Below are 20752 nucleotides of genomic sequence, written 5' to 3'. Positions count from 1 at the left end.
CCCGCGCGGTTCGCGCCGCTTGCCGGCGACATCGAAGGAGCGTGCGTTGACCGACCAGACCGCCCTGGAGCAGGAGATCGCCGTCGAGCAACGGCACCTCGACCGGGTGTACGCCCGACTGGCCGAGCTACGGCAGTCGGCGGTGCGCGCCGAGCGGGACGGCTACCGGATGGCGCGGGTGGGCACGTTCGGCGCGCTCGTCGAACGCGACGCGATGGTCTTCCACGCGGCTCAGCGGCGGCACACCCTCGACGCCGAACACGAGGGCCTGGTCTTCGGCCGGCTGGACCTGCGCGACCGGCAGGTGCTGCACGTCGGGCGGCTCGGCATCCGTGACGAGGACGCCAGCACCCTCGTCGTCGACTGGCGGGCGCCGGCCGCGTCGGCGTTCTACCAGGCCACCCCCGCGCAGCCGCTGGGCGTGGTGCGTCGCCGCACCATCCAGTCCCAGCGGGAGCGGGTCACCCGCATAGAGGACGACCTGCTCGATCCGGAGGCGGCCCCGGAGGGGATGACGGTCGTCGGTGACGGCGCGCTGCTGGCCACCCTCTCCCGGGCCACCGGTCGCGGCATGCGCGACATCGTCGCGACGATTCAGCGGGAGCAGGACGAGGCGATCCGGTCGCCCGGCTCCGGGGTGACGATCGTCGCGGGCGGCCCGGGGACCGGCAAGACGGCGGTCGCCCTGCACCGGGCGGCCTTCCTGCTCTACTCCGACCGCAGCCGGTACGCCGGTGGCGGCATCCTGGTGGTCGGGCCGTCGACCGTCTTCGTCGAGTACATCGCCTCGGTGCTGCCGTCGCTCGGCGAGGACACCGCGACCCTGCACTCGCTGGGCACCCTGTTCCCGGGGATGACGGCCACCCGAACCGACCCGCCCGAGGTGGCGGCGGTGAAGGGCTCGCTGCGCATGCGCCGGGTGCTGGAACGGGCGGCCCGCGACGCGGTGCCGGGGGCTCCTGGCGAGCTGCGCCTGCTCTACCGGGGCGGGCTGCTGCGGTTGGACCGCCGCGAGCTGGACGCGATTCGGGACCGCGCGCTGCACCGGGGCGCCCGGCGCAACGAGGTTCGCCGCGCCGGCTTCGACGGTGTCTTCGCCGCGCTGTGGGCGCAGGCCCGGCGCGTGAACATCGGCCGGCTGCCCGAGCAGCGGGCCTTCGAGGACGAGATCGCGGAGCGGCCGGAGTTCCGGGAGTTCCTCAAGGCCTGGTGGCCGCGCCTGCACCCCCGGCACGTGCTGGGCTGGCTGGCTCGACCGGATCGGCTGCGCCGGTACGCCGGCGGGATCCTCTCCGGCGCGGAGATCCGGCTGCTCGGCACGGCGTACCAGAGCCTGGATTCCGAGGGCCTGACCATCGCGGACGTGGCGCTGCTCGACGAGCTGGACGCGCTGCTCGGCAAGCCGGTGAAACCGGCGCGGGCCCGGCGCGACCCGTTCCAGCTCGCGGGCGGCGTTCGTGAGCTGAGCACCGCGGCCGACCGGCAGCGGGCCGCCCGCGCGGCGGCCCGGGAGCGGCCGGAGGACTACCGGGAGTACGCGCACGTGGTCGTCGACGAGGCGCAGGACGTCTCGCCGATGCAGTGGCGGATGATCGGTCGGCGTGGGCGGTTGGCCTCGTGGACGGTGGTGGGCGACCCGGCGCAGACCGCCTGGACCGGTGACCCCGAGGAGCTGACCCGCTCCCGCGACCAGGCGCTGGGCCGGCGCAAACGGCACGAGTTCACGCTCACCACCAACTACCGCAACTCGGCGGAGATCTTCGCGGTGGCGGCGGCGGAGATCCGCCGGCTCTATCCGGACCTGCCCCTGCCGAGGGCCGTCCGCTCCACCGGCGTCGACCCGGTCGAGCTGGTGGTGCCGCCCGCCGGGCTCCAGGCCGCGGCCGTACAGGCGGCCACCGGCCTGCTGGGCGAGGTCGACGGCACGGTCGGGGTGATCACGCCGGTCACCCGCCGCGACGAGGTCGCCGGCTGGCTCGACGCGCTCGGCGCGACGCGCCTGCAGGTGGTGACCAGCCTGGAGGCCAAGGGCATGGAGTACGACGGAGTCGTGCTGGTCGCCCCCAGCGAGATCCGGGCCGATCCGGGCTCGGGTGTACGCACGCTCTACGTGGCGCTCTCCCGGGCAACCCAGCGGCTCACCACCGTCGACCCGACCGGCTGACCGTCGGGTTGGCGCGCCCAGGGGCCGGCCCTCGCCCTACACTTGCACACATAGCGATGTGAGCATACATTTGACCGGGTCCCGGGCGACGTCGGAGGGTGGGTCTCGTGGGAGCAGGACATGACCACCACCACGGGTCGGTCGCCAACGCCGCCCACCAGCATCGCGGACGGCTCTGGGCGGCCTTCGGACTGCTCGCTGCCCTGATGGTGGTCGAGGCGGTGACCGCCTTCCACACCGGCTCGCTGGCGCTGCTCTCCGACGCCGGGCACATGTTCACCGACGTACTCGGCATCGGGATGGCGCTCGCCGCGATCACCGCCACGCGGCGGGCCACCGGCGACCCGCAACGCACCTTCGGGCTCTACCGCCTCGAAGTTCTCGCCGCGCTGGCCAACGCCGTCCTGCTCTCCGGCGTGGCGGTCTACGTGGTGATCGAGGCGATCGGCCGGTTCGGCGACCCGCACCGGGTGCTCAGCGGTCCGATGCTCACGGTGGCCATCCTCGGCCTGCTCGCGAACGTGGTCGCCTTCGGGCTGCTGCGCGCCGGCGCCCGGGAGAGCATCAACCTCCAGGGCGCCTACCTGGAGGTGCTGGGCGACCTGCTCGGCTCGCTCGGCGTGATCGGCGCTGCGCTGCTCATCGCCGTCACCGACTGGTGGTGGGCCGATCCGCTGGTCGCGGTCGCGATCGGCGTGTTCATCCTGCCGCGCACCTGGCGGCTGGGGCGGGCCGCCGTACGCATCCTCGTGCAGGCCGCCCCGGAACACCTCCAGGTCACCGCCGTGCACGACCGTCTGGCCGCGGTGCCCGGCGTGGTCGAGGTGCACGACCTGCACGTCTGGACGCTCACCTCGGGCATGGAGGTGGCCTCCGCGCACCTGACCATGGCGCCCGGCGCGGAGGTCGGCGCGGTGCTCACTGCGGCGCGTACCGCCCTGCGGGACGACTTCCGCATCGAGCACGCCACGCTGCAGACCGAACCCGGTGCCGCCCCGGGCGCCTGCGGTTCCGTCGAGTGGTGACCGTCATCCTTCGCGATGGTGCCGGCACCTTCCGTCACATCGGCTGCACAGACCCCACCAGCACCGGTAGGCTCTGTCCCGGCCACCACCCGGCGGCGCCTCCCGGCGCCGGTGGCGGCCGTCGCCTAATCGCCCGACAGGGCGAACCGGGGAACCATGTTCCTGGGGTGCATCCGCGTCAGCGGTAGGGATCTTCCGTCCCGAACCCGTCAGCTAACCCGGTCGGCGGCTGACGGAAGGACATGCGTAGTGGCACCAGCACGACCACCCGCCGCCCGGCTTGCGGCACTGATCGTCATGATGGTCACCCTCGGCGTCGCGCTTCCGGTCGGCGCCGCCACCGCCGCTCCCCCCGCCGGCCTGCGGGCCGCCGCCGCGCCCGACGGCGACGAGGAGGGCGGCACCCCGGCGCTACGGGCCCAGCTCGAGGCGGCCAGCAAGGGCTACCTGGACGCGAAGCGCGCGCTGGACACCTCCATCCAGCGGCAACAGCAGCTCGCGGTCAAGCTGAAGGACACCGAGGCCGAGATGACCGTACGCAACGGCAAGGTCGGCGAGATCGCCGGCGTCGCGTACCGCACCGGCCGACTCAGCACCGTCTCGGCCCTGCTCAACAGCAACACCCCCGAGGGCTTCATGGACCGGGCCGCCGCCCTCGACGTGGTGGCCGCCAACGAGGACCGGGTGCTGCGCGACCTGCACGCCACCCGGGACGAGGCGAACCGCACCCGCGTCGCCCTCGACGGCGAGATCCGGGAGCAGCGTAAGCAGGTCGAGGTGATGGCCAAGCGCAAGGAGCAGGCCGAGCGGGCCCTGACCGTCGCCAACGACAAGGCACGCGCCAGCGCCGCCGCCGACACCGAAGCCGGCTCCAACCGTGGCACCTCCACCGCCAACGCCCAGCCCGCACCGCGCAACTCCGACGGCTCCTGGCCATCCGAGTCGTGCAGCATCAACGACCCCACCCCGGCCAGCGGCTGCATCACCCCCCGTACCCTGCACGCGCTCAACCAGGCCAAGGCCGCCGGCTTCACCCGGTACGTCTCCTGTCACCGCAACGGCGGCTCGGGCGAGCACCCCAAGGGCCGGGCCTGCGACTTCGCCGCGCAGAAGGGTGGCTTCGGCGGGATCGCCACCGGCGGCGACAAGACGTACGGCAACAACCTGGCCGCGTACTTCATCCGCAACGCCGACCGGCTCGCGGTGCTCTACGTGATCTGGTTCAAGCAGATCTGGCTACCCAGCAGCGGCTGGAAGTCGTACAGCGGGGGGAACGGCGACCCCTCCAGCGACCACACCAACCACGTGCACCTGTCGGTGTACTGACCACCGACGCCGTCCGGGGTACGTCAGCGGGCGTACCCCGGACGTCGTCGCTGGTCGGACGACCACGCGGGGTCGGGCCGGGAGCATTCGGGTATGCCGCGAATCGCGCCCCGCACGCGCAAGGCCCTGCTCACCCTGCACCTGGTCACCTCCCTCGGCTGGCTCGGGGCCGACCTGGTGCTACTCACCCTCGGCATCGCGGCACAGCGCGGCGCCGACCCGGCCGTGGTCTACCCGGTCGCCGGGCTCGTCGGCACCGTGCTCTTCGCGCCGCTGAGCGTGCTCGTGTGGCTCGTCGGTGTCGCCAGCGCGCTGCTCACCCCCTGGGGCCTGCTGCGCTACCGCTGGGTGGTGATCAAGCTCGTGATCACCACAGTGATGGTCGGGCTGGTGCTGTTCCTGCTCACCCCGAACCTGCGGCACGCCGCCGCGCTGGGCGCCGCGCTACCGGCGCGGGACCGCGCCGACCTGGTGATCGCGCCCGCGGTGTCGACCAGCCTCATGATCATCGCGACGGTCCTGTCGACGTACAAGCCCTGGGGACGCCGACCCGCCGGCGGCACGACGCGGGATCGCCCTGCGCGCCCCGTGGCGCCACGTCACGCACCAATAAGGAAGTAGTGGGCGCGGGACCGAGGGCTCACGGCGCGGGGTCGTCGAGGGCCGCGCCGAGGCGCGCGGCCAGGGCGAGGTGGGCGGCGCGGGCCTGACCGAAGGCGTACCGGAACAGGGGTGTCGGCGCGCGCAGGGTGATGTCGACGTCGATGCGGACCAGACCGTCCGGCTCGGCGCGCAGCCGGGTGTGGTTGCGAACCGTGGTGGCGGGCCACTGGCGGGCCACGGTGACGATCTCGTCGGGCTCGCTGACCAGCACGTCCGCGTGGTACGTGGTGCGAAAGCGCAGCGGGCCGGCGACCAGCCTGTCGTTGATCGTGTAGCTGGCGCGGGCCCCCGGGCGGGGCGGCACCTCGCGCACCCGCACGATCAGGGGATGCAGTTCACCCTGACGGGTCAGGTCGCTCAACAGCGCCGCCGCCTCGGCGACTGAGCAGCGGGCCTGGACGGTGTAGCTGAAGGTATCGCTGCCGAACACACCGTCTCCCGACGTCGCTGGTCGCACGATCGTCCCGTACGCCGCCCTGGGCTGGCAACGGCCGGACGGACTGGTGCTGTCCCTCGGGTCGACGTGGTGCTCTGCGCCGCCTCGTTGCAGGAGCCCGGGCAGGCCGCGCAGCCCGGCACCGACGTGGCGTTGCTGGCCGCCGGCTACGCGTCGGTCACGGCGATCCGGGCAGTCACCGAGGTGACCGACGTGGACCTGACCGGTCCGGACGCGCAGGCCTGACGGTGGCCACCCGCGCCTCAGGCGCCGGGAAGCACCTCGGGGGTGGCGGCCCCGGCGAAGTAGGGCTCCGGTGCACCGAAGAGACCGAGCAGGCCGGTCACCCAGAGCTGACGGTGCACGAACCGGCTCGGCTCGGTGACGACCAGCTTGACGCCACTGACCTCGGCGGTCTGGAAGCCGGCGACCATGGCGCTGATGCCCACGGAGTCGATGAAGGTGACCAGCCTCATGTTCAGCTCGATGCGCAGCGGACGGCTCTTGGCCAGCACCTCCGCAATCGCCTCTCGCACCTCGTACGCTGTGTCGACGTCGATCTCACCCCGCGGGGCGATCTCGACGACACCACCGGACAGGACCGACTTCACGATCGACAGGCTCACGCGAGCACCTCCACCCGCCCGTCCCCCGGGCGCCTCATCAGTACGCGGGCCGCGACCGAGAGTATTCCTCCAACGGCCTCGGTCGCCACCCCTCGGGATGAGCAATTCACGGATCCGAGCGGACAAAGTCGCCCATATCCCCACTTTTCGGCATCTGATCATTCAATACTTTTCGTTATCTGATCAGTCGACGATCGGTCGGAACCGACGCGTCGCCGGACCAGGGTAGCGGTCGCGGTCCGGCAGGCCCGACATCCGTGCCGTCCCGTACGCCCGCCCCGCGTGGGACCGGCGTGTCGCGCCAGCGGTCCCGGCCCGACCCGCCAGCGTGGTTGCCGACGCTTCCTAGCATCGGCCCGGAACACCCACCGTGACGGAGAGGACCTTCGATGATCAAGCGACTGGCCGGGTTGGCCGGCGTCGGTCTGCTGCTCGCCCTCGTACTGGCCTGCGGTTTCGGCGGCGGAGACGACGACGATGACGACGATGACGACGATTTCGCACGCGGCGTGGCCGCGGTGGCGGTGCGCTGACCCCCGACGGGGGCGCCACGCGGGGCCGGGTTTGCGCGCCACCGGCCCGGGGCACTGCGCAGTCAGCGAACCGTGTCGCGCTGGACGGACGCCGAGGTCCGAAGTGGCCGGCGGCTTCGGCACCTGAGGAGGTAACCACGATGTTCGGAACCAACCTACTGGACCGGCGAAGTAAGCCGGAGCGGATCGCGGACCAGGCGTGGGAGCAGCTGCTCTCCGCCGTCAGCTCCGCGGGCGACAGCGTCCGGGACACCGCGCGGTCGGCCCGTCGCAGCAGCGGCGACCTCGCCGACGGCGCCGGTGACCTGGTGGGCTCGGCGGCGGAGGAGGCACGGCGTCGCGCGGCGCGCGCCTTCGACGCGCTCGCCGGACGCCAGCCGGCGCTGCCGTGGACGCTGCTGATCGGCGCCGCGCTGGTCGGCGCGGCGGTCGGCTGGGCCGTCGGCTCCGCCGCTCGCGCCGCCGGCAGTCGAGACGACCGCGCGGTGGACGACGTCGAGTTCGTCGACGTCGACCGCCCCAACTCCCCCGTCGGCCTGGACGACTAGCCACCGGCACACCGAGCGGGCCCCGTCGACATCGCGTCGGCGGGGCCCGCTCGCGTACCGGTGGCGGTGCTGGGCGGAATGTGCGCCCGGTCCGCCGGGGTGCCGGACCCCTCAGGCAACCCCGGCGGACCGGTGTTCTCGGGTGGCCCGGACGACGCCGGGCCACCGGGTCAGCGACTCGTGCAGCTCACCGAGGCCGGCGGCGAGTTGGTGCCGGTCCAGGAACCGAGGAAGCCGATCGTGGTGCTGGCCCCGGGGGCGAGCGCGCCGTTCCAGCCGCTGTCCACAACCGAGACGACCGCCCCGGTCTGGGTGTGGGTGCCGCCCCAGAGCTGGCTGACGCGCTGGCCGTTGGGGAACGTCCAGCCGAGCGTCCAGCCCGCGATGGGCCTGGTGCCGGGGTTGCTGACCACGACCTCGGCCTGGAAACCGCCCGTCCACGAGCCGGTCACCCGGTAGGTCGCCGCGCACCCACCAACCGGAGGCGGCGTCGTCGGAGGCGGCGTCGTCGGAGGCGGCGTCGTCGGAGGGGGCGTGGTCGGAGGGGGCGTGGTCGGAGGCGGCGTGGTGGGAGGCGGCGTCGTCGGCGTGCCGCCGGTGCGGTCGGCCACCAGGATGCCGCGACCGTTGGTGCCCAGGTAGACCCGCCCGTAGACCCGGGGATCGCCGGTCAGCGCCTCGGTCGGGTTGCCGTACTGGTGACGGTCGTCGTTGATGCGTACCCACGTCGTGCCGCCGTCGTCGGAGCGGTGTACACCGGGCTGGCCGTCCACCGTGCCGTAGAGGAAGACGGCGGGGTTGGTCCGCCCCGGCGCGGCCTTGCCGAACCCGACGTTGCCGGAGGCGCTGACGCCGCCCAGCTTGGTGAAGCTGGCCCCGGAGTCGGTGGACCGCCAGAGCCCGCCCGGACCGGCCAGCCACAGCTCGCCCGACTTGCCGGGCAACGCCTTGAAGCGCACGTCGGAGGTGGGCAGGCCGGTCGCCGCCGTCGCGGTGAAGCTCGCGCCGCCGTTGGTGCTCAGGTAGAGCCGGCCGCCGCTGAAGCCGTAGAACCGGTTGGGGTCGACCCGGTCGGATTCGATCGTCGCGTTCGCCGGGATGCCCGTGGACGGCGCCCACGAGTTGCCGAAGCCGACCGCGTAGACGACGCGTTGGCCCGCGTCGCCGGGCGACCAGACGAACCGGCTGCCGTCGGCCGCCGCGGCGACCGTGCCGCCGGCGTTGACGCCGGACGGCTCGGTGCCCTGGAACCAGGTGGCCCCGCCGTCGGTGGAGAAGGCGACGTGGCTGTCGTTGGGCCGGTCGGAGTCGGTGAAGTTGCCGGCCCGCACCAGCACGGCGGGCTTGCTCTCGGCGTAGTCCAGGCTCGTGGTGCTGGTGAAGACCGGCTGGGTGAAGAGCATCGACGGAATGGTGTCCAGGTCGGTGTGCCGGAAGCCGCCGACGTCGCCGAGCGCGCTGATCAGGGGTGCGCCGCTGGGTGGGCTGACCAGGTCGAGGACGGCCGTCTCCTCCAGGCCCCGGACCATCGGCCGGATCGTGAACTGACCGCCGGTGTCCCACTTGGTGAGGTCGGTGGTGCCGTAGATGGTGGCCCCGGTGCCGTACATCATGCGGTTGGAGTCGTGCGGGTCGATCTCCACCGACTCGTTCATCCAGCCCAGCTTGGGGGTCTCCTCGGGGGGCGCCGGGTTGGTGCCGAAGGTCAGCCAGGGCACCGAGCTGATGTCCATGGTGTAGCGCTTGGACCGCTGCGGGTAGCTGGTGAAGTCCCAGATGCGGGTCCAGCTCGCCCCGCCGTCAGTGCTGCGGAAGAAGATCGCGTCCGGCCACCAGGAGACCTGGGTGGCCACCATCAGCGTGTTCGGGTGCTGCCGGTCGATGGTCAGCCCGCTGTAGCCGAAGTAGTCGTCGCCGCTGGTGGAGGGGATCGGGCTGATCCGCGTCCAGGCCCCGGTGGACCGGGTGAACTTCCAGACGTCGCCCTTGCCGCCGTCGTACGGGCCGCCGGTGTCGCTGGTGGCGATGTAGAGGTGACCGCCGACCGGGTCGACGACGCCCTTGTGCGCCAGGTAGCCGGTGGGTTGCCCGGGAATCCGCGCCCAGGTGACACCACCGTCGGTGCTGCGGTAGACCGGGTTGTCCTTGTCCGCCACACCCACGTAGATCGTCTGCGTGGTGGTGCCGGCGGCGCCGGTGCTCTTGTCGAAGCTGACCCAGGTGAGGCCCTGGTTCTGCCCGTTGTAGCCGTTCGGGTCGCTGGGGTCGGCCCGGTAGTTGCCGACGTTCGGGAAGGCGGTGACCTTGGCCCAGGTCGCCCCGAAGTCGGTGCTGCGCCACAGCCCGTTCCCGCCCTCGGCGGCGTAGTAGAGGGTGCTGTTCCGGTTGGGGTCCACGGCCAGCCGCTCGCCCATGCCCCGGCCCGGCATGTTGCCGCCGTTCTTGAACGGCAGCTCGGTGACCTGCCAGGTGGCGCCCTTGTCGGCCGAGCGCAGGATCGCGCCGTTGTTCGGGTCCCAGCCGTTGGTGTACATGCCGACCGCCGCGTACACCCGGTTGGTCTGCACCGGGTCGGTGGCGATGCTGACCACGCCGTTGTAGCCCCAGCGGTCCGCGCCGACCCAGTCGAGCAGCGGCGTCCACGACTGGCTGGACTGCTCCCAGCGGTAGGCCCCGCCGATGTCGGTCCGGGCGTAGATCAGGTTCTTCTCGGTCGGGTTGAAGACGATGCCGGGCACGAAGCCACCGCCGCCGACCGGGACGTTGCGCCAGGTGTACGCCTCGGCGGCGGCCGGTGCCGGCGTCGATCCCGCGGCGGTGATCGGGACCGCCACGACGGCCGTGGCGACGGTCAGCGCCGCCACGACCACGCTGGTCAGTGATCTGGGCATCTGCGTTCCTCTCCGGGGGTGGGGGCCCGGGAGTCGGGATCGACCGGGGTGGCGTCGCGGCCCGGGGGACGAGCACGGCGGCGCGGGGACGGGTCGACCAGAAGTGGCGCGTCGGGGCCCGGGGGACGGACGACGACGCGGGGGGGACGGATCGGAGCTGCCCTGGCTCCAACCACCCGACGCGAGGCTCCCGCGATCGAGGAACGCACTCACCCTAACCGATCCGACGCCGCTATGGAAGCGCTCCCAACACTGCTGGCGAGCCTGCCACGCACGCAGGTCCGCAGGGTGGCCCCACCCGCATCGGGTGAGGACGGGTAACCCGCCCGGCCGGCAGGATCGGACCTCGGCGGGCCGGTCACGGCCAACACCCGGTCCGCCAGGCACGCGAGCGGATGGGAGGGGCAGATGGCCATCGCGACGATCACGCGCACCGACCAGGACATCCAGTCCGCCGTCCTCGACGAGTTGACCTGGGAACCCCGGGTGCAGCCGCACGAGATCGGCGTGACCGTGGCCGAGGGCGTCGTCACGCTGAGCGGACGGGTGGACAGCTACGCGAAGAAGTGGGCCGGCGAACGGGCCGCGCACCGCGTCGCCGGTGTCCGGGCGGTCGCCAACGACCTGACCGTGCAACTGGCCGGCAGCGACGAACGCGCCGACCCGGACCTGGCCGCCGCGGCCGGCGACTCCCTGGAGTGGGACGCGTTCGTACCCATCGAGAAGCTCCAGGTCACCGTCTCGGCCGGGTGGGTGACGCTGCACGGTGAGGTCGAGTGGGAGTACCAGCGCCGGGCCGCCGAACGAGCGGTGTGCCGGCTGACCGGCGTCCGTGGGGTCAGCAACGGCATCACCGTCCAGCCGAACGCGACGCCGGACGGCGTGAACCTGGCCGGGAAGATCGTGGACGCGCTGGCCCGGGCCGGCGCCACCGAGGCCGAGCGGATCACCGTCCGGGTGCACGGCGACACGGCGGTGCTCGCCGGGTTGGTGCACTCCATGCCCGAACGCGCCGAGGTCGAGCAGGTGGCCTGGTCCGCGCCGGGCATCCGGGAGGTCCAGAACCACATCGCGGTCGCCCCGGTGCTGCGCTGAGCGCGGGTACCACCCGGGACGGGTGAGTCCGTCTCACCCGTCCCGTCGGCAGGCTGGTGGCATGAGTGATCCGAACGGGCTGATCCAACCCGGGCACCCCGCCCCCGGCTTCACCCTGGCAAGCACTCCGGACGGGCGTCAGACCGGCCCCGAGCAGTTCCGGGGTCGGCCGGTCGTCCTGGTCTTCTATCCCGCCGACTGGAGCCCCGTCTGCGGTGACCAGATGTCGCTCTACCAGGCGGCGGCGCCGGTGTTCGAGCAGTACCAGGCCATGGTGCTGGGCATCTCGGTGGACAGCATCTGGTCGCACCGGGCGTTCGCCGAGAACCAGGGCATCACCTTCCCGCTGCTGTCCGACTTCGAGCCCAAGGGTGAGGTGTCCCGCCGGTACGGCGCGTACACCTCGCGGGGTGAGTCGGCCCGCGCGCTGGTGGTGCTCGACCAGGCCGGGACGGTGGCGTGGAGCTACCTGTCGGCTCCCGACGTCAACCCGGGCGCGGACGGGATCTTCGACGCGCTGGACAACCTGACCAACGAGCGGAAGGTGATGGCCCGATGACCACGCCACTGCAGGTCACCGCGCGGCTGCGCGAGCCGCTGACCGTCGAGGACCACGTCCGCGGGCCGTCCGACGCCGCGGTGACCATCATCGAGTACGGCGACTTCCAGTGCCGGTTCTGCGGTGCCGCGTACCCGAACCTGCACGAGCTGCTGCGCCAGCGCGCCGACACGGTACGGCTGGTCTACCGCTACTTCCCCATCGCCAATGTCCACCCGTACGCCGAGCGGGCCGCCGAGACGGCGGAGGCCGCCGCGGCGCGCGGCAAGTTCTGGGAGATGCACGACTGGCTGTACGAGCATCAGGACCAGTTGGACCCGGTGCACCTCTCGCTCGGCGTCGAGCAGCTCGGGCTGCCGACGGACGAGGTGAACGGCGAGGTGGACCGCCGGACGTACGCCGACCGCGTACGCCGGGACTTCGTGGGCGGGATCCGCAGCGGGGTCAACGGCACGCCGACCCTGTTCGTCAACGACGTCCGGCACGACGGCGGGTACGACCTGCCCGACCTGCTGGCCGCCGTGGACGCGGCGGCGAACGCCTGACCCGCTCCGCCGCTCAGATCAGCCGCAGCTCGCGCGCCCGCCGGACCGCCTCGCGCCGGCGGGTCGCGCCGAGTTTGCGGTAGATGTTGCGCACGTGCGTCTTGACCGTGTTGACCGACAGCGACAGCTCGCCGGCGATCTCCACGTTGGACAGGATGCTCTGCAGGTACCGCAGGATGGTCAGCTCCCGCTCGGTGAGCGGCTCGTCGAGCAGGCCGCCCGGCTCGACCGCCGGCCGGGCGGCGCCCTCCTCGACGCCCCGGACCAGGTCGCCGACCAGCGGGAAGTGCGCGGTACCCGCGTCGAGGTGGGCGGCCAGCAGGTCCCGGACCGACGGTTGTGCCCGGGTGAACGCCCGACGGGAGCCCTGCGGGCCGGCCAGGTCGAGCACCTGTTCGAGGACCCGCCCGGCCCGTCGTCCGTCCCCGGCCCGTTCGGCGAGCACCGCCTCCAGCAGCCCGGCGTCCAGGCGTACCGACAGGGGCCAGGCTGCGGCCGGCGGCCCCTGCCAGTCCGGTAGGGCCCGCCCGGCGGCGCCGAGGTCGCCGGCCCGCAGCTCGACCCGGGCCAGGACCACGTCGAGCGCCGGGGTGGCCGGGTCGCCGGTGACGTCCGCGAGCAGGTCCCGGGCGGCGTCCAGGTCGCCCCGCTCGGCGCGGGCGTCGGCCTCGGCGGCCCGGAGCAGGCTCGACAGTTCGGCGGCGGCCGGCTCGTCGGGCAGTGCCTCGCGCGCGCCCACGAGCAGCCGCTGGGCGGCGGCCGGGTCACCGGCGTCCCGGGCCAGACCCGCGCGGCACAGCGCGAGGACCGCCGCCGCCACCGGCTCGTCGCCGGGCTCGTCGGTGGCCGGTGCGGCCAGCGCGAGGTTCGCGGCGGCCTCCTCGGGCTGGTCGCGGTGCAGGGCCACCGCCGCCAGGGCCAGGTACGCGTAGCCGCAGTCGAGCCGGCAGGACCAGCCCCGGCAGGGCGGCATGCCCAGCGCGTCGTGCGCCGCCTGCTCCGCCGCACGCAGGTCACCGCGCACGGCGAGTAGTAGCGCGGTGCGGCTGGCGGCGACCAGCTCGGTACGCGGCCGGCCGGCCTCCCGGGCCGCCGCCCGGGCCCGGACGAACCGGGCGTCGGGCAGCCCGCCGGCGGACATCCCGACCAGGCCCAGCGCGGTCCCGGTGAACGCCCGCAGGTCGGCGTCCCCGGGCCGCGGGGCGTCGGTCAGCGGCCCGGCGGGCGGGCCGTCGGGTGAGCCGGCGGTCGGGGCGGCCGTCGGGCGGGTGCGCAGCAGTCGGGCTGCGGCCGCACGGGTCTGCGGCAGGTCACCGGCGAGCCGGGCCAGGGTCAGCTCCAGCGCGGTCGCCAACCGCAGGAACCGGTCCCGCCGTGGCGTCGGCAGCGCGTCCGCGTACGACGCGGCGGTGCGCAGGTGGGCGGTGGCGGCGCTCAGGTCGCCGGCGTACGCCCGCTCGGCGGCACTGGCGAGGGCCACCTCCGGATCGGCCTCGACCGCCTCCGGGGGCGCGGACGGCGGCGGCGGGCCTCCGACCGGGTCGTGGTCGTAGCGGGTCAGCTCCGGCCAGTGCGCGACGAACAGCTCGGCGGCCAGGTCCCAGCGGCCGGCGGCGAGGGCGTGCCGGAGGCCGTCGGCGGGTCGGCCCGCGCCGGCGTACCAGTCGGACGCCCGCGCGTGCAGCTCCCGCACCTCGTCGGCGGGCAGCCGGGCCAGCTCGGCGCGGAGCAGGTCGGCGAGCAGCGGGTCGCAGCGGTACCAGGGTGGTCGGCTGTCCTCCCGGCGTAACAGGCCGCCGGCCCCGGCCAGGTTTGCCAGCGCCTGCTCGGCGTCCGCGCGGCCGGTCAACGCCTCGGCCAGCTCGGCGCAGACGCTCTCGGCGAGGGCCGTACGACGCAGCAGGTCCCGATCGGCCGGGTCGATCGCGGCCAGCACCTCCTCGTGCAGGTAGCCGGCGATCTCCGGCTGGTCGCCGCCGAACTGCCCCACCCACCGTTCCGGGTCGGGCTGGCCGCGCAACGCCAGCGCGGCGATCCGCAGCGCGGCCGGCCAGCCTCCGGCGCGCTCGCGAAGCCGGTGTACGGCGGCGGCCGGCAGCGGCGCACCGTGCGCGGTCAGCAGGTCGGCCACCTCGTCGTCGGTGAAGGCCAGCTCGTCCGTGCCGACCTCGGTCAGCTCGCCGGCGAGGCGTAGGCGGTGCAGGGCCAGTGGCAGCCCGGCCCGCGCGCCGACCACCAGGCGCAGCCGCTGCTCGGAGTGCCGCAGCAGGAACTCCAACCCGCTCAGCGCGGCCGGGTCGGTGATCCGGTGCAGATCGTCCAGGACCAGCAGTACGGGTCGTTCGGCGGCGGCCAGCCCGGCCGCCAGCAGTTCCAGCTGGTCGGGGCGCGGCGGGCCGGTCGGCAGGGGGGCGACCAGGTCGTCGTCCGCCGCGCCGGTGGCCGTGCGCAGGGCCGCCGCCAGGTACGCCCACAGCCGGTCGCCGTCGTCGCCGACCTCCACCGAGACCCACGCCGGCGCTGGGGCGTCCTCGGGTTCGGTCAGCCGTACCCAGGAGGCGAGCAGGGTCGTCTTGCCCCACCCGGCGGGCGCGACAACCAGGGTGACCGGCCCGGCGCTGCCCTCGTCGAGGCGGCGCAGCAGGCGCGGCCGGGCCACCACCGGCTCGGGCGGCACGGTCGGCGTCAGCCGCGACGACAGCAGCGGACGCTGCTCCCCCGGCCGCACCGCCGCCGTGCCGACCCGTGCGGAATCCTGCTGTTCCGGCACCCGGCCCCCACCCCCACCGCCCGCGTTCCGCCCCCCGGTCGGCGAGCGGTTACCCGGCGGGGGCCGGTTCACCCCTTCCGGGCGAGCCCGCTTCACCCGGGCCCGACCGACGATCGGGGGACGTGGACCGGGAGGACCGATGGGACGCAGGAGACGGCTGGCACGGGCGGGATCGGCCCTCGGCGGCGGCGCGTTGGCCGGGGCGGCACGGCTGCTGCGCGTACCCCGGTGGCGTGGCCGGTCCGGCGCGGACCGCGACCTCACCGCGGCCGGGTGGGAGGTGGTGACCGTGGACCGCCCCCCGGAGCAGGTGCTTCCCGACGGCCGGTGGCCGGAGCCGTTGCGCCGCCTGGACGGCGTGGTGGAGGTGCGGGTGCGGCAGGCGCCGGGTGAGCGGGGCACCGAGCTGGCCGCCCGGCCACTGGCCCGTGCCGCCGCGACGGCAGGCCTCGCCGCCCACCTCGTCGGCGACGATCCGCGCCTGCTGGTCCGGCGGACCCTGCGCCAGGTGAAGCAGCGCGCCGAGGCCGGCGAGGTGCTGCGCGCGGACCGTTCGGCGCTGGACCGCCTGAGGGTCCCCGGGTGAGGGCGCTGTGCTGGGTGGCCGCCGACGAGCTGGCGGTACGCGAGGTGCCCGACCCGGAGTTGCGCAACGAGCGGGACGTCATCGTCCGCGTCCGCCGCAGCGCCACCTGCGGGGGTGACCTGCCCCTGCTGGCGGGGCGGGACCCGCTGCTGCGCGCCGGTGACGTGCTGGGGGCCGAGTTCGTGGGCGAGGTGGTCGAGGCCGGGCCGGCGATCCGGCGGCACCGGATCGGCGACCGGGTGGTGGTCGGCGCGGGCGTGGCGTGCGGCGGCTGCTGGTACTGCCGCCAGGGGCGGCACTCGTGCTGCGACAACTCCGCCGTCGACGTGCCGAGCGTCGATCCGGGCCGGGAACGTCCGGACGCCGGCTGCTTCGGCCGGCCCCGGGCGGCGGGCGGCTTCGCCGGTGGACACGCCGAGTACGTGCGGGTGCCGTACGCCGACGTCGGCGCGTTCCGGGTGCCGGACGCGGTCGACGACGACCGGGCGCTCTTCGCCGCCGACGCGGCGCCGACCGGTTGGCTCGCGGCCGAACTGGGTGAGGTACGACCCGGCGACGTGGTGGCGGTCTGGGGGGCCGGCGCGGTGGGCCAGTTGACCGCCCACGCCGCCGTGCTGCGGGGCGCGGCCCGGGTGCTCGTCGTCGACCGGTACGAGGAGCGCCTGCGGATGGCCGAACGGCACGCCGGGGCGGAGCCGCTGGACTACCGCCGGGCCGATGTGACGGCCGAGCTGCGCGAGCGCAGCGGTGGGCGGGGCCCGGACGTGTGCGTGGTCGCGGTCGGTCCGCCGCCGCCCCGCTCGGTCGTCGACCGGTTGGCCGGCGGTGGCCGCCCGGACCCGGTGCGCGAGGCGGTGCACGCCTGCCGCAAGGACGGCGTGGTGGTGGTGCTCGGCGGCACCGACGGGTCCGTCGACGGGTTCGCCCTGGGCACGGTCACCGACAAGCGGCTCACAGTGCGCGGGGCCCGCCGGCCGGACCTGCGGGACGTACCGATGCTGCTGCACCGGATGGCCCGCGACGAGCTGCGGACCGAGCACCTGGCCACCCACCGGTTGCCGCTCGCGGACGGCCCCTCGGGGTACGCGCTGTTCGCCGACCGCGCCGACGGCTGCGTCCGGGTCGTGTTCACGCCGTGACCCGCCCTCGCCGGATCGGCGCGCGACGATGACCGGTGGCAGACTCGGAGGATGACTGGCGAGCGGGCGTACGACGTGGTGCTGTTCGGCGCGACCGGCTTCACGGGCGGGCTGACGGCCGAGTACCTGGCCCGGCACGCGCCGCCCGGGTTGCGCTGGGCCCTGGCCGGGCGGGACCCCGCTCGCCTGGCCGCCGTGCGGGACCGGCTCGCCGCGATCGAACCCGCGCTGGTCGACCTGCCGCTGCTGCACGCCGACGTGGGCGACGCCGGGTCGCTGCGGGTGGTGGCCGAGAGCGCCCGGGTGGTCGCCAGCACCGTCGGGCCGTACGTCCACCACGGCGAGCCGCTGGTCGCGGCCTGCGCCCGCGCCGGCACCGACTGCCTGGACATCACCGGCGAGCCGGAGTTCGTCGACCTGATGTACGTCCGCCACCACGCCGAGGCGACCCGCACGGGCGCCCGGCTGGTGCACGCCTGCGGGTTCGACTCCGTCCCGCACGACCTGGGCGTCTGGTTCACCGTCAAGCACCTGCCGGCCGGCGAACCGATCACCGTGGACGGTTACGTGCGCGCCGGCGCCCGGTTCTCCGGTGGCACCTACCATTCCGCGCTCACCGCCTTCGCCCGGACCGGGCAGGCCAGCCGGGCCGCCCGCGCCCGCCGGGCGGTCGAGCCGCGTCCCACCGACCGCCGGGTCCGCGCGGTGCCCGGCCGGCTGGCCCGCTCGGCGGAGCTGGGCAGCTGGACCGTGCCGCTGCCCACCATCGATCCGCAGGTGGTCCGCCGGTCGGCCGCGGCCCGCCCGGAGTACGGGCCGGACTTCCGCTACCGGCACTTCGCGGCGCTGAAGCGGCTGCCGACGGTGCTCGTCGGCGCGGTGGGGCTCGGCGCGCTGCTCGGCCTGGTGAAGGTGCCGCCCACCCGGCGGTGGCTGCTCGGGCGGCTCGCCTCCGGGCAGGGGCCCAGCGCGCAGCAGCGGGCGTCGTCCTGGTTCCGGGTCCGGTTCGTCGGCACCGGGGGCGGGCAGCGCGTGGTCACCGAGGTCGCCGGCGGCGACCCGGGCTACGACGAGACAGCCAAGATGCTCGCCGAGTCGGCGCTCTGTCTGGCGCTCGACGACCTGCCGCCGACCGCCGGCCAGCTCACCCCGGTCACCGCGATGGGCGACGCGCTGCTCGACCGGCTGGTCCGCGCCGGGCTCACCTTCCGGGTGCTGAAACGGGACGAGGTCGCAGCCGGCTCGTCGGCGGCGGGAGCGACACGCGATGCGGCGGCCGGAGCGACACGCGACACGGCGGCGCGTGGGACCGGGCCGGGCGCTTGACCCTCGACCAGGTCGAGGGGGCAGGATGCCCGACGTGGTGAGCGACCTGCACAGCATCGGCGAGTTGGCCCGCGCCAGCGGCCTGACCGTCAGCGCGCTGCGCTTCTACGACTCGGCGGGCGTGCTGACGCCGGCCCTGGTCGACCCGGTGACCGGCTACCGCTGGTACACCGACGCGCAGGTCGCCCCGGCCCGACTGGTCGCGGGACTGCGCCGGGTCGGTATGCCGGTGCCCGACATCGCCGCCGCCGTCCGCGCCGAGCCGGCCGAGGTGCACCGGCTGCTCGACGCGCACCTGCGCCGGCTGACCGACGGGCTCGCCGACGCACGCCGTGAGATCACGCGGCTGCGTACCCTGGTCGATCCGGCCCCGGCCGTGGTGACCACGCTGCTACTCTCCCCCGCCGAGCTCACCGCCGCGCTCGACGCGGTCCGCTTCGCCGTCGGCGTCGACCCGGAGCTGCCGGCCCTGTCCGGGGTGCTGCTCGACGTCGAGCCGGACGGGGTGCGGTTGGTCGCCACCGACCGGCACCGCCTCGCGCTGGCCCGAGCCGGGGCCGCCGTCGACGGGCCGCCCGTGCGGGTGCTGCTGCCGGTGGACCTCGTCGACCGGCTGCGCCGGCTGCTGGACACCGACGACGGGCCGGTACGACTGACGGTGGCCGGGCCTGAGCTGCGGGTCATGGTGGCCGGCCGGACGCTCACGGGCGTCGCCCTGCCGTACGACTTCCCGGACTACCGGCGGCTGCTGCGCGAGGCGGTCGGCGCGCGGCCGGCCGCGTACCGCATCCCGGTGGACGTGGTGGCCCTGCGCGCCGCGCTGCGCGACCCGGCCGCACCCACGCTCGCCCGCGAGTACGCGGGCACGCCGCTGGCGGTCTCCGTCCTGGGCCTCGACGAGGCGGGTGGCCTGCGGCTGCTGCACCCCACCGAGCTGACCGGGCTGCCCGCCGATCCGAACGGCGAGCTGCGGTTCGGGGTGAACGGCGCGTACCTGCTCGACGCGCTGGACGCGGCCGGCGGCCCGCAACTGGTGCTGGAGCTGGACGGGCCGATCGCCCCGCTGGCCGTACGCCGCCCGGACGACGAGGACACCTTCTCCGTCCTGATGCCGATCCGGTTGTAGAAACCCCTCGCGCTCCCCGTCCCCGGGTGGAAACGTGCGCGACGGTAACATCTGATGGTTCACCAGTGAACCCCGGACGGAGGCGTACGGAGCAGCATGCTCGACATGGAGTTGATCCGGAAGGATCGCGAGGCGGTGGCGACCGCGCTGGCGAAGCGACTGGATCCCGCCGAGGTCACCCGATCCCTGGACGAGATCCAGCGGCTCGACCAGGAACGCCGCGCCCTGATCACGGAGATCGACGCCGAGCGGCAACGCCGCAAGGCCGAGGCCCGGGCGTACGCGCAGGCCAAGCGCGCCGGCACCGAGCCGCAGGTCTCCGCCCCCGAGGCGGAGCGCAAGCAGCTCGCCGACCTGGAGTCCCAGTTGGACGAGGTGCAGGCCCGGCTGCGCGACGCGATGAGCGAGCTGCCGAACCTGCCCGCCGACGACATCCTCCCCGGCGGCAAGGAGGCCAACCGGGTCGTCAAGACCTTCGGTGAGCCACCGGTGATCGAGAAGGTCCGCGACCACGTGGAGCTGTCCCGGGCGCTCGGTCTGGTCGACTACGAGCGCGGCGTCAAGCTCGGCGGCTCCGGCTTCTGGATCTACACGGGTGTCGGTGCCCGGCTGGAGTGGGCGCTGCTCAACTACTTCGTCGACCAGCACATCAAAGCCGGGTACGAGTTCCTGCTCCCGCCGCACCTGCTGCTCGACTCGGCCGGGTTCGCCGCCGGCCAGTTCCCCAAGTTCTACGACGACGTCTATCACCTGGACGCCGCCTCCGCGCCGCGTGGGCAGTTCCTGCTGCCCACCTCGGAGACGGCGATCCTGGGCGCGTACCAGGACGAGATCCTGGAGACCACGAAGCTGCCGTTGAAGGCGTTCGCGTACACGCCGTGCTACCGCCGCGAGTCGGCCGGGTCGCACTCGGACGAGCGCGGCACGGTGCGCGGGCACCAGTTCAACAAGGTGGAGATCTTCCAGTTCACCCTGCCAGAGCAGGCGGACTCGGCGCTGGAGGAGATGCTCGCCCACGCCGAGAGCCTGGTTGAAGGGCTGGGCCTGCACTACCAGCGCACGCTGCTCTCGGCCGGCGACGCCAGCGCCTCGATGAAGAAGACCCTCGACATCGAGGTGTGGATGCCGAGCACGGGCAAGTACAAGGAGGTCTCGTCGGTCTCCTGGGCCGGCGACTACCAGGCGCGTCGGGCGGCCATCCGCTACCGCGAGCCGGGTGGCAAGCAGACCCGCTTCGTGCACACCCTCAACGGCTCCGCCCTGGCCACGAGCCGCCTCTTCCCGGCCATCCTGGAGCAGTACCAGCAGGCCGACGGCAGCGTCCTGGTCCCCAAGGTCCTCCAGGACCGTCTGGGCACCGACCGGCTGACCCCCCTGCGCTGAGTCAGTCGGCG

At 74.2% G+C, this 20752-nt stretch carries 19 protein-coding genes and 1 riboswitch; of the genes, 15 read left to right on the top strand and 4 right to left on the bottom strand.

Annotation, left to right across the window (positions count from 1 at the left end; translation table 11 throughout):
- Positions 1–46: 46 nt before the first annotated feature.
- From AB0J36_RS07405 to AB0J36_RS07390, 4 genes are all read left to right on the top strand, one after another.
- The gene (locus AB0J36_RS07405; RefSeq protein WP_357393325.1) at positions 47–2164 is read left to right on the top strand and encodes an AAA family ATPase; all 2118 of its coding nucleotides are present in this window, start codon (positions 47–49) and stop codon (positions 2162–2164) included.
- A gap of 107 nt (positions 2165–2271) precedes the next feature.
- Positions 2272–3189 carry a cation diffusion facilitator family transporter gene (locus tag AB0J36_RS07400; protein ID WP_357132469.1) on the top strand — a complete coding sequence of 306 codons (918 nt, stop codon included), beginning with the start codon at positions 2272–2274 and terminating at the stop codon, positions 3187–3189.
- Between the two features lie 112 nt (positions 3190–3301).
- A riboswitch (cyclic di-AMP (ydaO/yuaA leader) is annotated at positions 3302–3433 on the top strand.
- Between the two features lie 53 nt (positions 3434–3486).
- Complete coding sequence (locus tag AB0J36_RS07395; protein WP_363660278.1) at positions 3487–4515, top strand: hypothetical protein; 1029 nt, start codon at positions 3487–3489, stop codon at positions 4513–4515.
- A gap of 93 nt (positions 4516–4608) precedes the next feature.
- Positions 4609–5136, top strand: a complete 528-nt coding sequence (locus AB0J36_RS07390) for a hypothetical protein (protein WP_363660271.1) — start codon at positions 4609–4611, stop codon at positions 5134–5136.
- Between the two features lie 19 nt (positions 5137–5155).
- Here the strand turns inward: AB0J36_RS07390 and AB0J36_RS07385 are convergent, their stop codons facing one another.
- A complete protein-coding gene (locus tag AB0J36_RS07385) occupies positions 5156–5608 on the bottom strand; it encodes an SRPBCC family protein (protein WP_357132463.1) in 453 nt (150 codons plus the stop codon).
- 96 nt (positions 5609–5704) lie between these two features.
- Here AB0J36_RS07385 and AB0J36_RS07380 point away from each other — a divergent pair, with 96 nt between their 5' ends.
- On the top strand, positions 5705–5860 hold the full coding sequence (locus AB0J36_RS07380; protein ID WP_363660270.1) for a hypothetical protein: 156 nt from the start codon (positions 5705–5707) through the stop codon (positions 5858–5860).
- Positions 5861–5877: 17 nt separating this feature from the next.
- On the opposite strand, the gene AB0J36_RS07375 is transcribed toward AB0J36_RS07380, so the two are convergent.
- Positions 5878–6240, bottom strand: coding sequence for an STAS domain-containing protein (locus AB0J36_RS07375; RefSeq protein ID WP_007463546.1), 363 nt, complete (start codon positions 6238–6240; stop codon positions 5878–5880).
- Positions 6241–6629: 389 nt separating this feature from the next.
- On the opposite strand from AB0J36_RS07375, the gene AB0J36_RS07370 reads away from it, so the two are divergent.
- Together AB0J36_RS07370 and AB0J36_RS07365 are read left to right on the top strand one after the other, a co-directional pair.
- A complete protein-coding gene (locus tag AB0J36_RS07370; RefSeq protein ID WP_355241199.1) occupies positions 6630–6773 on the top strand; it encodes a hypothetical protein in 144 nt (47 codons plus the stop codon).
- A 140-nt stretch (positions 6774–6913) separates the two neighbouring features.
- Positions 6914–7321: a hypothetical protein gene (locus tag AB0J36_RS07365; protein ID WP_357132455.1), complete on the top strand. Its 408-nt coding sequence runs from the start codon at positions 6914–6916 to the stop codon at positions 7319–7321.
- Between the two features lie 170 nt (positions 7322–7491).
- Here the strand turns inward: AB0J36_RS07365 and AB0J36_RS07360 are convergent, their stop codons facing one another.
- A complete protein-coding gene (locus AB0J36_RS07360; RefSeq protein ID WP_363660269.1) occupies positions 7492–10212 on the bottom strand; it encodes a cellulose binding domain-containing protein in 2721 nt (906 codons plus the stop codon).
- Between the two features lie 408 nt (positions 10213–10620).
- On the opposite strand from AB0J36_RS07360, the gene AB0J36_RS07355 reads away from it, so the two are divergent.
- The 3 genes from AB0J36_RS07355 (at position 10621) to AB0J36_RS07345 (ending at position 12411) form a co-directional block, all read left to right on the top strand.
- Complete coding sequence (locus tag AB0J36_RS07355; protein ID WP_363660268.1) at positions 10621–11307, top strand: BON domain-containing protein; 687 nt, start codon at positions 10621–10623, stop codon at positions 11305–11307.
- Positions 11308–11368: 61 nt separating this feature from the next.
- On the top strand, positions 11369–11866 hold the full coding sequence (locus AB0J36_RS07350) for a redoxin domain-containing protein (protein ID WP_357132446.1): 498 nt from the start codon (positions 11369–11371) through the stop codon (positions 11864–11866).
- Complete coding sequence (locus AB0J36_RS07345; RefSeq protein WP_355051378.1) at positions 11863–12411, top strand: thioredoxin domain-containing protein; 549 nt, start codon at positions 11863–11865, stop codon at positions 12409–12411. Before AB0J36_RS07350 ends, AB0J36_RS07345 begins: the two co-directional genes overlap by 4 nt.
- A 13-nt stretch (positions 12412–12424) precedes the next feature.
- On the opposite strand, the gene AB0J36_RS07340 is transcribed toward AB0J36_RS07345, so the two are convergent.
- On the bottom strand, positions 12425–15139 hold the full coding sequence (locus AB0J36_RS07340; protein ID WP_363660277.1) for a LuxR C-terminal-related transcriptional regulator: 2715 nt from the start codon (positions 15137–15139) through the stop codon (positions 12425–12427).
- A 181-nt stretch (positions 15140–15320) separates the two neighbouring features.
- On the opposite strand from AB0J36_RS07340, the gene AB0J36_RS07335 reads away from it, so the two are divergent.
- From AB0J36_RS07335 to serS, 5 genes are all read left to right on the top strand, one after another.
- Complete coding sequence (locus AB0J36_RS07335) at positions 15321–15767, top strand: hypothetical protein (protein WP_357132442.1); 447 nt, start codon at positions 15321–15323, stop codon at positions 15765–15767.
- Complete coding sequence (locus AB0J36_RS07330; RefSeq protein WP_357132439.1) at positions 15764–16906, top strand: alcohol dehydrogenase catalytic domain-containing protein; 1143 nt, start codon at positions 15764–15766, stop codon at positions 16904–16906. Before AB0J36_RS07335 ends, AB0J36_RS07330 begins: the two co-directional genes overlap by 4 nt.
- A gap of 51 nt (positions 16907–16957) precedes the next feature.
- Entirely contained in the window at positions 16958–18232 is a 1275-nt protein-coding gene (locus tag AB0J36_RS07325) for a saccharopine dehydrogenase NADP-binding domain-containing protein (protein ID WP_363660267.1), read from the top strand.
- A gap of 25 nt (positions 18233–18257) precedes the next feature.
- Entirely contained in the window at positions 18258–19358 is a 1101-nt protein-coding gene (locus tag AB0J36_RS07320; RefSeq protein WP_357132433.1) for a MerR family transcriptional regulator, read from the top strand.
- A gap of 96 nt (positions 19359–19454) precedes the next feature.
- Positions 19455–20741: a serine--tRNA ligase gene (gene serS / locus AB0J36_RS07315; protein ID WP_357132430.1), complete on the top strand. Its 1287-nt coding sequence runs from the start codon at positions 19455–19457 to the stop codon at positions 20739–20741.
- Positions 20742–20752 lie beyond the last annotated feature (11 nt).

This window comes from Micromonospora sp. NPDC049662 (genome assembly GCF_040675055.1).
Taxonomy (GTDB): Bacteria; Actinomycetota; Actinomycetes; order Mycobacteriales; family Micromonosporaceae; genus Micromonospora.
This window is presented reverse-complemented; position numbering and strand designations above follow the sequence as displayed.

Bases quoted from the DNA above. Each gene is read 5' to 3' on its own strand.
- AB0J36_RS07360 (WP_363660269.1), bottom strand. From the start codon at position 10,212: ATGCCCAGATCACTGACCAGCGTGGTCGTGGCGGCGCTGACCGTCGCC.
- AB0J36_RS07365 (WP_357132455.1), top strand. From the start codon at position 6,914: ATGTTCGGAACCAACCTACTGGACCGGCGAAGTAAGCCGGAGCGGATC.
- AB0J36_RS07355 (WP_363660268.1), top strand. From the start codon at position 10,621: ATGGCCATCGCGACGATCACGCGCACCGACCAGGACATCCAGTCCGCC.
- AB0J36_RS07345 (WP_355051378.1), top strand. From the start codon at position 11,863: ATGACCACGCCACTGCAGGTCACCGCGCGGCTGCGCGAGCCGCTGACC.
- AB0J36_RS07390 (WP_363660271.1), top strand. From the start codon at position 4,609: ATGCCGCGAATCGCGCCCCGCACGCGCAAGGCCCTGCTCACCCTGCAC.
- serS (WP_357132430.1), top strand. From the start codon at position 19,455: ATGCTCGACATGGAGTTGATCCGGAAGGATCGCGAGGCGGTGGCGACC.
- AB0J36_RS07320 (WP_357132433.1), top strand. From the start codon at position 18,258: ATGCCCGACGTGGTGAGCGACCTGCACAGCATCGGCGAGTTGGCCCGC.
- AB0J36_RS07350 (WP_357132446.1), top strand. From the start codon at position 11,369: ATGAGTGATCCGAACGGGCTGATCCAACCCGGGCACCCCGCCCCCGGC.
- AB0J36_RS07395 (WP_363660278.1), top strand. From the start codon at position 3,487: ATGATGGTCACCCTCGGCGTCGCGCTTCCGGTCGGCGCCGCCACCGCC.
- AB0J36_RS07335 (WP_357132442.1), top strand. From the start codon at position 15,321: ATGGGACGCAGGAGACGGCTGGCACGGGCGGGATCGGCCCTCGGCGGC.
- AB0J36_RS07370 (WP_355241199.1), top strand. From the start codon at position 6,630: ATGATCAAGCGACTGGCCGGGTTGGCCGGCGTCGGTCTGCTGCTCGCC.
- AB0J36_RS07325 (WP_363660267.1), top strand. From the start codon at position 16,958: ATGACTGGCGAGCGGGCGTACGACGTGGTGCTGTTCGGCGCGACCGGC.